General features: G+C 65.2%; 14 protein-coding genes. 13 read left to right on the top strand and 1 reads right to left on the bottom strand.

The features are described from left to right. The first annotated feature begins 74 nt into the window (after positions 1–74). Both clpP1 and clpP2 read left to right on the top strand, forming a co-directional pair. Positions 75–665, top strand: a complete 591-nt coding sequence (gene clpP1 / locus A5625_RS24065) for an ATP-dependent CLP protease proteolytic subunit ClpP1 (protein WP_007774150.1) — start codon at positions 75–77, stop codon at positions 663–665. Beyond that, entirely contained in the window at positions 662–1,297 is a 636-nt protein-coding gene (gene clpP2 / locus A5625_RS24060) for an ATP-dependent CLP protease proteolytic subunit ClpP2 (RefSeq protein ID WP_067000106.1), read from the top strand. Before clpP1 ends, clpP2 begins: the two co-directional genes overlap by 4 nt. Before the next feature lie 20 nt (positions 1,298–1,317). On the opposite strand, the gene mmuM is transcribed toward clpP2, so the two are convergent. Continuing rightward, positions 1,318–2,241, bottom strand: coding sequence for a homocysteine S-methyltransferase (gene mmuM, locus A5625_RS24055; protein WP_232003807.1), 924 nt, complete (start codon positions 2,239–2,241; stop codon positions 1,318–1,320). Positions 2,242–2,570: 329 nt separating this feature from the next. Between mmuM and clpX the strand changes: the two genes are divergently transcribed. From clpX to A5625_RS24005, 11 genes are all read left to right on the top strand, one after another. Then, complete coding sequence (clpX, locus tag A5625_RS24050; protein WP_067000099.1) at positions 2,571–3,851, top strand: ATP-dependent Clp protease ATP-binding subunit ClpX; 1,281 nt, start codon at positions 2,571–2,573, stop codon at positions 3,849–3,851. 377 nt (positions 3,852–4,228) lie between these two features. Continuing rightward, complete coding sequence (locus A5625_RS24045; protein ID WP_156748518.1) at positions 4,229–6,184, top strand: 2-oxoacid:acceptor oxidoreductase subunit alpha; 1,956 nt, start codon at positions 4,229–4,231, stop codon at positions 6,182–6,184. Between the two features lie 49 nt (positions 6,185–6,233). Further along, positions 6,234–7,325 (top strand): 2-oxoacid:ferredoxin oxidoreductase subunit beta, encoded by a 1,092-nt coding sequence (locus A5625_RS24040; RefSeq protein ID WP_067000094.1) that lies wholly within the window; start codon positions 6,234–6,236, stop codon positions 7,323–7,325. 13 nt (positions 7,326–7,338) lie between these two features. Next, positions 7,339–7,941, top strand: a complete 603-nt coding sequence (mobA, locus tag A5625_RS24035; protein WP_067000225.1) for a molybdenum cofactor guanylyltransferase — start codon at positions 7,339–7,341, stop codon at positions 7,939–7,941. Between the two features lie 89 nt (positions 7,942–8,030). Next, on the top strand, positions 8,031–8,252 hold the full coding sequence (locus A5625_RS29330; RefSeq protein WP_156748505.1) for a hypothetical protein: 222 nt from the start codon (positions 8,031–8,033) through the stop codon (positions 8,250–8,252). Positions 8,253–9,024: 772 nt separating this feature from the next. Further along, entirely contained in the window at positions 9,025–9,606 is a 582-nt protein-coding gene (locus tag A5625_RS24030; protein ID WP_067000222.1) for a transglycosylase family protein, read from the top strand. 109 nt (positions 9,607–9,715) lie between these two features. Beyond that, entirely contained in the window at positions 9,716–10,972 is a 1,257-nt protein-coding gene (locus A5625_RS24025; protein WP_067000091.1) for a trans-acting enoyl reductase family protein, read from the top strand. 110 nt (positions 10,973–11,082) lie between these two features. Next, entirely contained in the window at positions 11,083–11,667 is a 585-nt protein-coding gene (locus tag A5625_RS24020; RefSeq protein ID WP_067000088.1) for a DUF937 domain-containing protein, read from the top strand. A gap of 165 nt (positions 11,668–11,832) precedes the next feature. After that, positions 11,833–12,429 carry a LysM peptidoglycan-binding domain-containing protein gene (locus A5625_RS24015; RefSeq protein ID WP_067000085.1) on the top strand — a complete coding sequence of 199 codons (597 nt, stop codon included), beginning with the start codon at positions 11,833–11,835 and terminating at the stop codon, positions 12,427–12,429. Between the two features lie 77 nt (positions 12,430–12,506). Then, positions 12,507–15,167: a valine--tRNA ligase gene (locus A5625_RS24010; RefSeq protein ID WP_067000082.1), complete on the top strand. Its 2,661-nt coding sequence runs from the start codon at positions 12,507–12,509 to the stop codon at positions 15,165–15,167. Between the two features lie 7 nt (positions 15,168–15,174). Further along, a partial coding sequence (locus A5625_RS24005; protein WP_255398031.1) for a folylpolyglutamate synthase/dihydrofolate synthase family protein occupies positions 15,175–15,880 on the top strand: 706 nt, incomplete at its 3' end.

The raw sequence follows: 15,880 nt of genomic DNA, 5'->3' as shown, positions 1-15,880 counted from the left end.
GAAACAGCGGGCTCGGTTGGTTAGGGTCGGAACATACGGAACTTTAGAAAGCAGGTAACCCAGTCGTGACTGACATGCGTTCGAACTCGCAGGGTCTCAACCTCACGGACTCGGTCTATGAGCGCTTGCTGTCCGAGCGCATCATCTTCCTTGGTTCGGAGGTCAGCGACGAAATCGCCAATCGGCTGTGCGCACAGATTCTGCTGCTCGCCGCCGAGGATGCCACCAAGGACATTTCGCTCTACATCAATTCGCCGGGCGGATCGATCAGTGCCGGAATGGCCATCTACGACACCATGGTGCTGGCGCCGTGCGACATCGCCACCTACGCGATGGGCATGGCCGCCTCGATGGGTGAGTTCTTGTTGGCCGCCGGCACCAAGGGCAAGCGTTACGCGTTGCCGCACGCCCGCATCCTGATGCACCAGCCACTCGGCGGGGTGACCGGCAGCGCGGCCGACATCGCCATTCAGGCCGAGCAGTTCACGGTCATCAAGAAGGAGATGTTCCGGCTCAACGCCGAGTTCACCGGCCAATCGATCGAGCGCATCGAGGCGGACTCGGATCGCGACCGCTGGTTCACCGCGCAGGAAGCCCTGGAATACGGCTTCGTCGACCACATCATCACCCGCGCCGCCCACATCACCAATGGAGAAGCCCAGTGAACCCCGAAACCCAACCCCAGGCGCGCTACATCCTGCCGTCGTTCATCGAGCACTCCAGCTTCGGCATCAAGGAATCCAATCCTTACAACAAGCTGTTCGAGGAACGCATCATCTTCCTCGGTGTCCAGGTCGACGACGCGTCGGCGAACGACATCATGGCCCAGTTGCTGGTGCTCGAGTCGTTGGACCCGGACCGCGACATCACCATGTACATCAACTCACCCGGCGGCGGATTCACCTCGCTGATGGCGATTTACGACACCATGCAGTATGTGCGCGCCGACATCCAGACGGTGTGCCTGGGGCAGGCCGCATCCGCCGCGGCGGTGTTGCTGGCCGCCGGAACGCCGGGTAAGCGGATGGCGCTGCCTAACGCCCGGGTGCTGATCCACCAGCCTTCGCTGCAGGGCGTGATCCAGGGTCAGTTCTCCGACCTGGAGATCCAGGCCGCCGAGATCGAGCGGATGCGCACGCTGATGGAGACCACGCTGGCCCGCCACACCGGCAAGGACGCAACGACGGTCCGCAAGGACACCGACCGGGACAAGATCCTGACCGCCGAAGAGGCCAAGGACTACGGGATCATCGACACCGTGCTGGAGTACCGGAAGCTTTCGGCGCAAAGCGCGTAGGACTGTCGCCGAACGTGCACTCACTGCGCATCTTCGGCTGATTTGTCGCGCTGAGTGCACGCTCGGCGCAGATCCGCGATATCGGCCGGGCCGATCCGGCAGCATCCGCCGACGATGCGGGCCCCGGCCGCGATCCACTGGCCTGCCAGCTCGGTGCTGAACCGCGACGGGCCGATCCACCTGCGCCGCAACGCATCCCAGCGCTCACCGCTGTTCGGGTAGACGATGACGGGTTTCCCGACGGCCGCCGCGTGCGTAATCGCGGGCAACACGTCGTCGGGTGCGCAGCAGTTCACCCCGATCGCGACGATCTCGTCGACGCCGGCGGCCACCGCGAACGCGTCGGCGAGGGGTTGACCGGCCCGGGTCCGGCCGCCGTCGATGGTGTAGCTCAGCCAGGCCGGTTTCCCGACCGAGCGGACCAGATCGACCAGCGCCTGCGCCTCGTCGACGTCGGGCACGGTTTCACACGCGAGCACGTCGGCGCCGGCGGCAGCCAAGATCTCCAGCCGGGGCCGATGCCATCGCGTCAACGCCGCGACGGTCAGGCCGTAGCGGCCGCGGTACTCCGACCCGTCGGCCAGTGCCGCGCCGTACGGCCCGATCGAGGCGGCGATCAGCAGGCCGTCTGCGCCGGCTTCGTCGCGGGCTGCCTCGGCGAGTTCGACGCTGCGGCGCAACAGACCGGCGGTCTCCCGGCGATCGAGGCCGCGGGCGGCGAACCCCTCGAATGACGCCTGATAGCTGGCCGTCGTCGCGATCATCGCCCCGGCGCGAAAGTAGGCGGCGTGCACGGCGACGATCTCCTGCGGGGCGTCGGCGAGAAGCCTTGCCGACCACAGTGGGTCGGACAGGTCATGCCCGCGTGCTTCAAGCTCGGTGGCCAAGCCGCCGTCGAGCAACACGGATCCGCTGGGCCACGCAAAGCCCTCAGCCAAACCCACCTGGCCACTGTAGGGTGATTTCTTGGGGGTCCGCCCAGGCCTCGGGTATTCGTCGGCGTTGGGTTGGCACCTCCACCGGAAACATGGTCGGAGGGCCAGTTAGCCTCGGTCGCATTACGAGCGCGACACGCCAAAGACACGCAAAGCGCGCCTTTCGCGAGTGACTGGCACCGTCTGGCTATATGTTTCATGCATACGGGGCATGTATGAATACCACCGACGCGATTCGGCGCTTATGGTCGCGTCGGGCCCGATCTAGCGGGTAGCGTCGGTGAATACATGCGGGACAGGCAAGACCAACGGCGAACAGGAAGTAGGCCCTCAGCACCATGGCGCGCATCGGAGACGGCGGTGACCTGCTGAAGTGCTCGTTCTGCGGGAAGAGCCAGAAGCAGGTCAAGAAACTCATTGCTGGCCCCGGTGTGTACATCTGCGATGAATGCATCGATCTCTGCAACGAGATCATCGAAGAGGAGCTCGCCGACGCCGACGACGTCAAGCTTGATGAACTTCCCAAGCCGATCGAGATCCGGGAGTTCCTCGAGGGATATGTCATCGGTCAGGACACCGCCAAGCGGACGCTGGCCGTGGCGGTCTACAACCACTACAAGCGCATCCAGGCCGGTGAAAAGGGCCGCGACTCCCGACACGAGCCGGTCGAGCTGACCAAATCCAACATCCTGATGCTCGGCCCCACCGGCTGCGGCAAGACCTACCTGGCCCAAACCCTGGCCAAGATGCTCAACGTCCCGTTCGCCATCGCCGACGCCACCGCCCTGACCGAAGCCGGGTATGTCGGTGAAGACGTCGAGAACATTTTGCTCAAGTTGATCCAGGCCGCCGACTACGACGTGAAGCGCGCCGAAACCGGCATCATCTATATCGACGAGGTGGACAAGATCGCCCGCAAGAGCGAGAACCCGTCGATTACCCGTGACGTTTCCGGTGAGGGTGTGCAGCAGGCCTTGCTGAAAATCCTGGAAGGCACCCAGGCCTCGGTTCCTCCGCAGGGCGGTCGCAAGCACCCGCACCAGGAGTTCATCCAGATCGACACCACCAACGTGCTGTTCATCGTCGCCGGTGCCTTCGCCGGCCTGGAGAAGATCATTTACGAGCGGGTAGGCAAGCGCGGTCTGGGCTTCGGCGCCGAGGTGCGCTCGAAGGCCGAGATCGACACCACCGATCACTTCGCCGAAGTCATGCCCGAAGATCTGATCAAGTTCGGCTTGATCCCCGAGTTCATCGGCCGTCTTCCAGTCGTCGCCTCGGTCACCAACCTGGACCGCGAGTCGCTGGTCAAGATCCTGTCCGAGCCGAAGAACGCGCTGGTCAAGCAGTACACCAGGCTCTTCGAGATGGACAGCGTGGAGCTCGAGTTCACAGACGACGCGCTGGAAGCGATCGCTGACCAGGCGATCCACCGCGGCACCGGGGCTCGCGGCCTGCGGGCCATCATGGAAGAGGTCCTGCTGCCGGTGATGTACGACATCCCGAGCCGCGACGACGTCGCCAAGGTCGTGGTGACCAAGGAGACCGTCCAGGACAACGTGTTGCCGACGATCGTGCCGCGCAAGCCTTCCCGCAGCGAGCGTCGGGACAAGAGCGCCTAGTTACGATCCCGGGGCGCTCGCGCGCCCCGCGATAGCAGCGATCTCACGTCTTGTTCACGGTCGGCGACTGCCATAAATGGACGCTAAAACGCGGCAACCGAAGGCCCGTCCGGTATGGACGACAGTAGTTAACGCGCGAGACGTGACCAACAACACAGTTTGCTATGGTAGGAACTGGGGTCATCCTGCTGACTTGGGCTTTTAGCCACGTAGGGCTCGCGTGTGGCGGGGAGCGGCTGGCCATGTACAGCGGAAATCAATGCCATAATTGATACTGCCAGTGACATAAAACCGTGATGGTCGGAGACTCACTTCGCCGGCGCGTAACCTGTAGCTGCGCGAACTGTCTGTCCGGTGAACAAATGGAGGGCAAAGACGTGGATCCGAACGGCAGCGGAGCCGGATCAGACTCACCGAATGGGGCTTCCCCCAACGGATCTGCTCGTCAGCGCCTGGAACAGGTCGTTATCCGCTTCGCCGGTGACTCCGGTGACGGCATGCAGCTCACCGGAGACCGGTTCACATCTGAGGCAGCACTTTTCGGCAATGACCTGGCGACCCAGCCCAACTATCCCGCCGAGATCCGGGCTCCTGCAGGCACGCTGCCCGGTGTCTCGTCCTTCCAGATTCAGATCGCCGACTACGACATTCTGACCGCCGGCGACCGGCCCGACGTCCTTGTCGCGATGAACCCCGCTGCGCTCAAGGCCAATATCGGTGACTTGCCGCGCGGTGGCATGGTGATCGCGAACTCCGACGAGTTCACCAAGCGCAACCTGACCAAGGTCGGTTACGTCACCAACCCGCTCGAGACCGACGAGTTGTCGGACTACGTCGTGCATTCCGTCGCGATGACCACGCTGACGCTTGGCGCCGTCGAGACGATCGGCGCGACCAAGAAAGACGGCCAGCGCGCCAAGAACATGTTCGCGCTGGGGCTGCTGTCGTGGATGTACGGGCGGCCGATCGAGACCAGCGAGAAGTTCATCCGGGAGAAGTTCGCCCGCAAGCCCGAAGTCGCCGAGACCAACGTGCTGGCACTGAAGGCCGGCTGGAACTACGGCGAAACGACCGAGGCTTTCGGCACCACCTACGAGGTGTCCCGGGCCACGCTGCCAACGGGCGAATACCGCCAGATCTCGGGCAACACCGCCCTGGCGTACGGCATCGTCGCGGCCGGCCAACTGGCCGACATTCCGGTCGTACTCGGCAGCTACCCGATCACGCCGGCGTCCGACATCCTGCACGAGCTGTCCAAGCACAAGAACTTCAACGTCATCACCTTCCAGGCCGAGGACGAAATCGGCGGTATCTGCGCGGCGATCGGCGCCTCGTACGGCGGCGCGCTGGGCGTCACTACCACCTCCGGGCCGGGTATCTCGCTGAAGTCCGAAGCGCTCGGGCTGGCCGTCATGACCGAGCTGCCGTTACTCGTCGTCGACGTGCAGCGGGGCGGGCCCTCGACCGGGCTGCCCACCAAGACCGAGCAGGCCGACCTGCTGCAGGCGCTGTACGGCCGCAACGGCGAGTCGCCGGTGGCGGTACTTGCCCCACGGTCACCGTCGGACTGCTTCGAGACCGCGCTGGAGGCTGCGCGCATCGCGGTGTCGTATCACACACCGGTCATCGTGTTGTCCGACGGCGCAATTGCCAACGGGTCAGAGCCGTGGCGCATTCCGGACGTCAGCACGCTGCCGAGCATCACGCACACCTTCGCCAAACCGGACGAACCGTTCCAGCCGTACGCGCGCGATCCGGAGACGCTGGCCCGGCAATTCGCGGTTCCTGGCACGCCGGGGCTCGAGCACCGCATCGGTGGTCTGGAAGCGGCGAACGGCTCAGGCAATATTTCGTACGAGCCGGTCAACCACGACCTGATGGTCCGGTTGCGGCAGGCCAAGATCGACGGGATCGCCGTCCCGAATCTGGAAGTCGACGATCCGACCGGCGACGCCGAGCTGCTGCTCATCGGCTGGGGCAGCTCTTATGGCCCGATCGGTGAGGCCTGCCGGCGGGCCCGGCGCAAGGGCATCAAGGTGGCGCACGCTCACTTGCGTTACCTCAACCCCTTCCCGGCCAACCTGGGCGAGGTGCTGCGGCGCTACCCGCAGGTGGTCTGCCCGGAGATGAACTTGGGCCAACTGGCGTTCCTGCTGCGGGGCAAGTACCTGGTGGACGTGCAATCGGTCAGCAAGGTGCAAGGGGTCGCATTCCTGGCCGACGAGATCGGCCGTGTCATCCGCGCCGCACTGGGCGGGACATTGGCCGAAGTCGAGAACGACAAGACGATGGTCGCCAAAATGGCGGCGGCAACGGTTGGAGCCGGCGCATGACTCGTGCCGGTGACGACAAAGAGCGAAGCGATGAGGAGGAGCGGCGCTCGTGACTGACGTGATCGGCAACTTGGCGGGCAAAGACCTCGGTGTGACCGCCAAGTTGACCAAAAACGACGGGGTTCCCACCACGGACCAGCCACAGAAGTCCAAGGACTTCACCAGCGACCAAGAGGTCCGCTGGTGCCCGGGCTGCGGTGACTACGTCATCCTCAACACCATCCGCAACTTCCTGCCCGACCTCGGGCTGCGGCGCGAGAACATCGTGTTCATCAGCGGCATCGGCTGCTCGAGCCGGTTCCCGTACTACCTCGAGACCTATGGTTTCCACTCGATCCACGGCCGCGCGCCGGCCATCGCCACCGGCCTGGCGCTGGCCCGCGAGGACCTCTCGGTGTGGGTAGTCACCGGTGACGGCGACGCCCTGTCGATCGGGGGTAACCACCTGATCCATGCGCTGCGCCGCAACGTCAACATCACCATCCTGCTGTTCAACAACCGGATCTACGGTCTGACCAAGGGGCAGTACTCGCCGACGTCGGAGGTCGGCAAGGTCACCAAGTCGACCCCGATGGGATCGCTGGACCACCCGTTCAACCCGGTGTCGTTGGCACTGGGCGCCGAGGCGACCTTCGTCGGCCGCGCGCTGGACTCCGACCGCAATGGACTGACCGAGGTATTGCGCGCCGCCGCCGGGCACCGGGGCGCCGCGGTGGTCGAGATCCTGCAGGACTGCCCGATTTTCAACGACGGCTCTTTCGACGCGTTGCGCAAGGAAGGCGCCGAGGAGCGGGTCATCAACGTCCGCCACGGTGAGCCAATCGTGTTCGGCGCCAACGGCGAATACTGCGTGGTGAAGTCGGGTTTCGGGCTGGAGGTGGCCAAGACCGCCGACGTGTCGGTCGACGAGATCGTGGTGCACGACGCGCACAGCGACAACTCGGCCTACGCTTTCGCGCTGTCCCGGTTGTCGGATCAGAACCTCGAACACACCGTGCTCGGCATCTTCCGCGACATCAGCCGGCCCACCTACGACGACGCGGCGCGTTCACAGGTCCAGGCGGCCCAGTCGGCGAAGTCGTTCGACTCCGCCGCGCTGCAATCGCTGTTGCGCGGGCGCGACACCTGGACCGTCGACTGACGTGGCCGACCAGATGCCCGACAATCCTCAGGCCGGGTTGCTCGCGGGGATAGTGCTGGCCGGCGGCGAATCGCGGCGCATGGGGCGCGACAAGGCCACCCTGCCGGGGCCAGGCGGTGCCGCCACACTTCTCGAACATGTTGTCGGGGTAATCGCGCAGCGCTGCGAACCGGTCTTCGTGATGGCCGCGCCGGGTCAGCCGCTGCCGGCGGTACAGGCACAAGTCATTCGCGACGAGGTGCGCGGCCAGGGGCCGCTGCCGGCCACCGGACGCGGGTTGCGGGCGGCCGCGGAAGCGGGAGCGGAGTATGCCTTCGTCTGCGCCGTCGACATGCCGTTGCTGTCTGCGGAATTGATCGACGACCTGGTGCGATTGGCGGCCGAGACCAACGCCGAGATCGTGCTCCCGTGGGACGGTCGCAGCCACTACCTCGCCGCGGTGTACCGCACCGATCTGGCCGAGCGGATCGACGGCCTGGTCGCCGGCGGCGCCCGGTCGATGCGCGCCTTGATCGATGCCTCGGATGCGCAGCAGATCGTGTTGCCGGAATCGCGTTTCCTGGCCAACGTCAACACGGAGAGCGATCTGCTCGCTCTCGCGCAGTCGCGGCGCTGAGCGCTCCGCCGGCCTGGCGGTCGAATTCTGCTTTCGCCAATAAATCCGGCGTCGACGCTGCACGCTTTTGATCTCTTCGGAATAACTAATTGCCCAATTTCGCCATGGCGCAGCTCCGCCGATTCTGGACTAAAAACAATACCGTCGCATGGCCTGGCATCGTGATCTGTTGGCGCAGCGGCGATTTGGCGTCATTTCGCGAATGCCTGTCGGTTCCGGCGGCGCATCGCGTTTCCGTTGTCGCTAAAGAGTTAGCAACTGTTGTAGCAAAATCTGCTTCCGCGAAAGAGCGCACGCTCGTGTCGATCTGAGAACAATCTTTGACGGCGCCCGCGGCGCTGTGTCAACGAAACGTGTCGACGCCTGAACTTTGCGAAAGACGTTGCTACGTCGGTCAATTGAATGAAACACGTCGCTGATCAGGTAATACGGCAGTTGCGTAGTATCGGCTTGGTCTGCCGGGCCGCGCGCGCGGTTTGCTGTTGAATGATAGTGGGGCGCAGGGGTATTCGATGCGACCAGGCGTTCGCGTCAACCGCCCGGCGTGGGAATCTTGCAACGGGCGCGCCTTAAGGTATGCTGCGACTTTTTGTCAGTGGGTTCGGATTCGTTGAAGCGCTGGGCAATCGGTGCAGCGGGTGCAAATAAACGTGCGCCACCTCACAAAACGCAGGTGATTCGGCTCACGATCCGTTTGTGGATTCGATCAGCTTGCCGATCCGCGAAAGTCCGCGTTGACCTGCATGAATGGCCAATCAACCACGGCGTGATCGGCCCGTTACCGAAACGAGATATCCGAATTCTGAAGATGACGAATGCAGCGGCGTCTTCTACGGTCCCTGTTAGCCCGCAACGGGTTACGGAACAGTAATCAAATAATTGAATCCACGGACCCGCGTGTGAGCGGCTCCACGGACGGCGAAAGCCCGGCCGTGGGCGGTGGGTGACACCCACCGGGCAGACTTGGCCCGCCGCTGCCGTGCCTGACCAAGACGGCACGTTTCAAAGCAGGCATCAACCAGAGAGCTTCAGCCCACATCCGTGGGCTTGCTTTGGCGCGCGCGCACCGCGAAAGGAACAAACTTGAAGAACGTCCGAAAGACGCTCATTCTTGCCGCGGTCACAGGCACGCTCGTGACCATTCCATCGGCTACCGCTCACGCGGACCCGGAGACGGTGGCCTTCGATCCCAACGCGCCGGCCGCCGGCCCCGCTCCGGCCGCCGGCCCCGCTCCGGACGCTCCGCCGCCGCCGGCTCCCGACGCTCCGCCGCCGCCGGCTCCCGACGCTCCGCCGCCGCCGGCTCCCGACGCTCCGCCGCCGCCGGCTCCGGACGCTCCGCCGCCGCCGGCTCCGGACGCTCCGCCGCCGCCGGCTCCCGAGGCTCCGCCGGCTCCTGGCCCGGACGTCCCGCCGCCGCCGGCTCACCGGGCGTACAGCGTGAACTGGGATGCCATCGCGCAGTGCGAGTCGGGTGGCAACTGGGGGATCAGCACCGGTAACGGCTTCTCCGGTGGTCTGCAGTTCACCCCGAGCACCTGGCGCGCCAACGGCGGCAGCGGCTCCCCGGCCGGTGCAAGCCGTGACGAGCAGATCCGGGTCGCCGAGAACGTGCTGCACTCGCAGGGCATCGGCGCTTGGCCGGTCTGCGGACGCCGCGGCTGAGCCGCAGCCGCAGTCGACGGCTTCGCCGTCATACCTATAAGAAGTGCCGGGCCTGAGGCCCGGCACTTCTTAACTTCAGGGGCTGCGAGCGTCGGGTAGCGTCGGGCCCGTGACCGCAACGCCGCGCGAATTCGACATTGTGCTGTACGGGGCGACCGGCTTCGTCGGGAAACTCACCGCCGAATATCTGGCCAGCTCGGCACCGGACAGGCGGATTGCGCTGGCCGGCAGATCGGCCGACAAGTTGCGCGCCGTCCGCGACACGCTGGGCGACGCCGCGCAGTCCTGGCCAATTCTTAACGCGGACGCCTCGTCGCCCTCGACGCTCAATGAGATGGCGGCCCGTACCCAGGTCGTCATCACCACGGTCGGGCCCTACACCCGCTACGGGCTGCCGCTGGTGGCGGCGTGCGCCGCAGCCGGCACCGACTACGCCGATCTGACCGGCGAGGCGATGTTCGTCCGCGAAAGCATTGACCTGTATCACAAACAGGCCGCGGATACCGGCGCCCGCATCGTGCATGCGTGTGGATTCGATTCCGTCCCTTCGGACCTCAGTGTGTATGCGCTATACCGTGCGGCGCGAGACGGCGGAGCCGGTGAGCTCGGCGACACCGACCTGGTGGTGCGTTCCTTCTCCGGTGGGATATCCGGCGGGACCGTCGCGTCGATGTTGGAGGTGCTGGATACCGCCTCCCGTGATCCCGAGGCCCGCCGCCAACTCGCCGATCCGTACACATTGACCACCGACCGCGGCGCCGAACCCGATATCGGGCCGCAGCCCGATTTGGCGTGGCGTCGTGGTGCTCGGATCGCGCCGGAACTGACCGGCTTGTGGACGGCCGGTTTCGTGATGGCGCCCTACAACACCCGAATTGTGCGGCGCAGCAACGCATTGCTGGACTGGGCCTACGGGCGCCAGTTGCGCTACAGCGAAAGTATGAGCCTGGGCTCGTCACCGCTGGCTCCGGTGGCCTCCGCCGTGGTGGGTGGGGTGGGCGCCGCGACCTTCGGATTGGGCAGCCGCTATTTCCGTTTCTTGCCCCGCCGGCTGGTGGAGCGGATCGTGCCCAAGCCCGGAACCGGCCCGAGCGAATCCACCCGGGAACGCGGCTATTACCGCATCGAGACGTTCACCACCACCACTACCGGCGCGCGCTTCGTGGCGCGCATGGAGCAGCGCGGCGATCCGGGTTACAAGGCGACTTCGGTGCTGTTGGGGGAGTGCGGCCTCGCGTTGGCGTTCGACCGCGACAAGCTCCCCGAACTGCACGGCGTACTCACACCCGCCGCCGCGATGGGCGATGCACTGCTGGACCGATTCCCCGCCGCAGGCGTGGCGCTGCAAACCGAGCGGTTGCACTGATCGATTGCGTTACGCTGCCCTCCGCGAGGGCTGTTGTCTTGGGCCGCATGAGTCTAGTGTCGTAACTGGCTTGCCCCATAGATGCCAGTAACAAAAGGCGGGTAACCCCGATGGCCGGTCTTGATGATCTCTACGCTCAGATTCCCACGTCCGAAATGGCGACAAGGCTCGGCGTTGACGAAGGCGAAGTCAATAGCGCCGTTCACACGCTGGTGCCCGCACTGCTCAGCGGACTTCACCAGAACTCGCAGGATCCCGCCGAGGCCGACAGGATCGAGTCCGCGAGTCACGAGGCCCGTGGCCTGCTCGACACTGACGTAGGCGCCGACCGCGTTGACGCGAGTGACGGTCACCCGGCGATGACTACCCTCTTCGGCGCTAACGACACCGACCAGGTCGCGTCTGCGTTGGCGAAGGGAGGCGCCGGTAACAGCGACATGCTCAAGCAGTTGCTGCCGGTGGTGCTCCCAATTGTGTTGGCATACATCGGAAAACAGCTGAGTGCAGGGTCGACGGAAACGGCGCCTCGGACAACGCAGGCCGCCTCCGGTGGCGGCCTCGGCGAAGTTCTGGGCAGCATCCTCAGTGCCGGCGCCAGCGACAAATCCGTCGGTGGCGTTCTCGGGAATGTGTTGAGCGGCAAGGGCGGTGCGCTGGGCGACATCCTCGGTGGGTTGCTCGGCGGCAAAAGGTAGTCCAGCGCCGCAGCACCCCGTGTTCATCAGCATGTCTCGGGTGGTTTCGATTGCGTCGAGGGAGGGATGTCCAAGCCCAACAAAGATCGAAAGTAGGCCCTCACGGGTACGAGCAAGGTCCGGTCCCGGCCCGGCCCGGACTGCGTTGATTAAGAAGGGATTGCTATGTCAGACACGCTTACCGGTGGCCAGAAACTCGTGCGCGGGGAATCGATCGCCTCGAACAACGGCGCCTACACCTTGACCCTGCAAGACGACGGCAACTTGGTACTGGCCTCGCGCGGCCAGGCGTTGTGGTCCACCTCGACCGAGGGACAGGATGTGGTGCGCGCCGAAGTACAGCCCGACGGCAACTTCGTCCTCTACACCGCGGACAAACCAATCTGGCACACCGACACCAAGGGCAAGAAGGACGTCAAGCTGGTGCTGCAAGACGATCGCAACTTGGTGCTCTACGCCGCTGACGGACCGGCCTGGTCGACGCACACCGAGACCGACAATCCGCCGCCGCCCGCGCCCGAGGCCGCCGCGGAGGCAGCCGCCCCTGAGTCTGCGGCGCCCGCCGAGGAAGCCGTCGCTGAAGAGCCAACTCCGGAGCCAGAGCCCGCGGCGCGGACCTACAACGTCGAATCCGGCGATACCCTGTGGGCGATTGCGGAGCGCTTCTACGGCGACGGCAACAAATATCAGTTGATCGCCGATGCCAGCGGCATCTCCAACCCGGACCTAATCCAGCCCGGCCAAGTGCTCACGATTCCCTGATCACGCCCAGCCAGACCCCGCCACCTGCGGATTTGGCCACTTACAAGGGGGTAAAAGACGCTCCCTAGAATTGACGGGTGACCGCCAGCCGCAGCCCCGCCACCGATCTGCCCAAGTCGTGGGATCCGGCTGCGGCCGAAAGCGCGATTTACCAGAAGTGGGTGGACGCCGGGTACTTCGTCGCGGACCCCAATAGCGCCAAGCCCGGGTTCTCCATTGTGCTGCCACCGCCCAACGTGACCGGCAGCCTGCACATGGGCCATGCGCTCGAACACACCATGATGGACGCCCTGACCCGCCGCAAGCGAATGCAGGGATATGAGGTCCTCTGGCAGCCGGGGACGGACCACGCCGGCATCGCGACGCAGAGCGTGGTGGAAAAGCAGCTCGCAGTCGACGGCAAGACCAAAGAGGACTTCGGCCGGGAGCTGTTCGTCGAGAAGGTGTGGGACTGGAAGCGCGAGTCCGGTGGCTCCATCGGCGGTCAGATGCGCCGGCTGGGCGACGGGGTGGACTGGAGCCGCGACCGGTTCACCATGGACGAGGGCCTGTCCCGCGCTGTCCGCACCATCTTCAAACGGCTCTATGACGCCGGACTGATCTATCAAGCCGAGCGGCTGGTCAACTGGTCGCCAGTGCTCGAGACGGCGATCTCCGACCTCGAGGTCAACTACCTCGACGTCGAGGGAGAGCTGGTGTCGTTCCGATACGGCTCGATGGACGACTCGCAACCACACATCGTGGTGGCCACCACCCGGATGGAAACCATGCTCGGCGACACCGCGATCGCGGTGCATCCCGACGACGAGCGCTACCGGCACCTGGTCGGTACCAGCCTGCCGCACCCCTTCGTGGACCGCCAGCTCGTGGTCGTCGCCGACGAGCACGTCGATCCCGAATTCGGCACCGGCGCAGTCAAAGTCACTCCCGCACACGACCCCAACGACTTCGAGATCGGGGTTCGGCACCATCTCCCAATGATTTCGATCATGGACACCAAGGGCCGGATCGCCGGTACCGGAACACAATTCGACGGGATGGACCGATTCCAGGCCCGGGTTGCGGTGCGCGAAGCTCTGGCCGCCGAAGGCCGGATCACCGCGGAGAAGCGGCCCTACCTGCACAGCGTCGGACATTCCGAGCGCACTGGCGAGCCGATCGAACCGCGCCTGTCGCTGCAGTGGTGGGTCCGGGTGGAAACACTTGCCAAGGCTGCGGGGGACGCGGTGCGTAACGGGGACACCGTGATTCACCCGGCAAGCCTGGAACCGCGATGGTTCGCCTGGGTCGACGATATGCATGACTGGTGTATCTCCCGGCAGTTGTGGTGGGGCCATCGCATTCCGATCTGGTACGGGCCCAACGGGGAACAGCGCTGCGTCGGCCCCGACGAAACGCCACCAGAAGGCTGGGAGCAGGACCCCGATGTGCTGGACACCTGGTTCTCCTCCGCGCTGTGGCCGTTCTCCACGTTGGGCTGGCCGGAGAAAACCCTGGAGCTCGAAAAGTTCTACCCCACAAGCGTTTTGGTCACCGGTTACGACATCCTGTTTTTCTGGGTGGCCAGGATGATGATGTTCGGCACCTTTGTCGGTGACGACGCGGCCATCACCCTGGACGGCCGCCGCGGCCCACAGGTGCCGTTCACCGATGTCTTCTTGCACGGGCTGATCCGCGACGAGTCCGGCCGCAAGATGAGCAAGTCCAAGGGCAACGTCATCGACCCGTTGGACTGGGTGGAAATCTTTGGGGCCGACGCGCTGCGGTTCACACTGGCCCGCGGCGCCAGCCCGGGCGGCGACCTGGCGGTCGGCGAGGACCATGTCCGGGCGTCGCGCAATTTCTGCACCAAGCTGTTCAATGCCACCCGCTACGCGCTGCTTAACGGCGCGAAATTGGCTCCGCTGCCCGCGCCGGCCGAGCTCACCGATGCCGACCGGTGGATCCTCGGGCGGTTGGAAGAGGTTCGCGCGGAAGTCGATTCGGCGTTCGACAACTACGAGTTCAGTCGCGCCTGCGAGGCGCTCTACCACTTTGCGTGGGACGAATTCTGCGACTGGTACGTCGAATTGGCCAAGACGCAACTGGCCGAAGGGATCGCGCACACCACCGCCGTGCTGGCGGCGACCCTGGACACGCTGTTGCGGTTGCTTCATCCGGTCATCCCGTTCATCACCGAGGCGCTCTGGCAGGCCCTGACCGATGACCAGGTTCAACCCGAGTCACTGGTGATCGCTGACTGGCCGCAGTCCTCCGGCATCAGCTTGGATCAGGTTGCCGCGCAACGGATTACCGACATGCAGAAGCTGGTGACCGAGGTTCGCCGATTCCGCAGCGATCAAGGCCTGGCGGACCGGCAGAAAGTGCCGGCCCGGATGGCCGGTGTCGACGAATCGGATCTGAGCAGCCAGGTGAGCGCGGTGACGTCGCTGGCGTGGCTCACCGCCGCGGGGCCGGAGTTCCGGCCGTCGGCGTCGGTGGAAGTGCGGCTCAGCGGCGGCACCGTCGTCGTCGAGCTGGACACCTCGGGCACCATCGACGTCGCCGCCGAACGTCGCCGACTGGAAAAGGACCTGGCCGCAGCGCACAAGGAGCTGGCGTCGACCACCGCAAAGCTGGCCAACGAGGACTTCTTGGGCAAGGCCCCGCAAAACGTCGTCGACAAGATTCGGGACCGTCAGCGCCTCGCCCAAGAGGAGACGGAACGGATCAACGCGCGGCTAGCCGGACTGCAGTGAGTGATCGATGACTGAGCCGCCCGAGTGGCCGCAGGACGAGCTTGCCGGTGAGGTTCCCGACCCGGCCCCCACCCCGGACGAGATCGCGTCGTTGTTGCAGGTCGAGCACCTGCTGGACCAGCGCTGGCCGGAGACCAAGATCGAGCCGAGCCTGACCCGGATCAGCGCGCTGATGGACTTGCTCGGCTCACCGCAATTGGCCTACCCGTCGATCCACGTCGCCGGCACCAATGGCAAAACCTCGGTGGCCCGAATGATCGACGCGCTGATCACCGCGTTGCATCGACGCACCGGGCGCAGCACCAGTCCCCACCTGCAGTCGGCTGTGGAACGCATCTCCATCGATTCCAAGCCGATCAGCCCGGCCCAGTACGTGGCGACCTACCGGGAGCTCGAACCGTTCATCCAGATGGTCGACGCGCAGTCGCAAGCCGCCGGCGGACCCGCGATGAGCAAGTTCGAGGTGCTGACCGCGATGGCGTTCGCCGCGTTCGCCGACGCCCCCGTCGACGTCGCCGTGATCGAGGTGGGGATGGGTGGCCGCTGGGATGCCACCAATGTGATCAATGCCCCGGTCGCGGTCATCACCCCGATCTCCCTCGATCACGTCGAATACCTGGGCGACGACCTGGCCGGCATCGCGGGTGAGAAGGCCGGCATCATCACCAGGGCACCCGAGGATGCCCCCGATACCGTCGCCGTCATCGCGCGTC

The sequence above is a fragment of the Mycobacterium sp. 1465703.0 genome, from assembly GCF_001672975.1.
In the GTDB taxonomy this organism is placed as follows: domain Bacteria; phylum Actinomycetota; class Actinomycetes; order Mycobacteriales; family Mycobacteriaceae; genus Mycobacterium.
The sequence above is the reverse complement of the archived record's forward strand: the minus strand, read 5'-3'. Positions and strand labels throughout refer to the sequence as shown.

Excerpts from the sequence above, each read along its gene's own strand:
- clpX (WP_067000099.1), top strand. The coding sequence starts at position 2,571 with ATGGCGCGCATCGGAGACGGCGGTGACCTGCTGAAGTGCTCGTTCTGC.
- mobA (WP_067000225.1), top strand. The coding sequence starts at position 7,339 with ATGCCCGACAATCCTCAGGCCGGGTTGCTCGCGGGGATAGTGCTGGCC.
- A5625_RS24015 (WP_067000085.1), top strand. The coding sequence starts at position 11,833 with ATGTCAGACACGCTTACCGGTGGCCAGAAACTCGTGCGCGGGGAATCG.
- clpP1 (WP_007774150.1), top strand. The coding sequence starts at position 75 with ATGCGTTCGAACTCGCAGGGTCTCAACCTCACGGACTCGGTCTATGAG.
- A5625_RS24020 (WP_067000088.1), top strand. The coding sequence starts at position 11,083 with ATGGCCGGTCTTGATGATCTCTACGCTCAGATTCCCACGTCCGAAATG.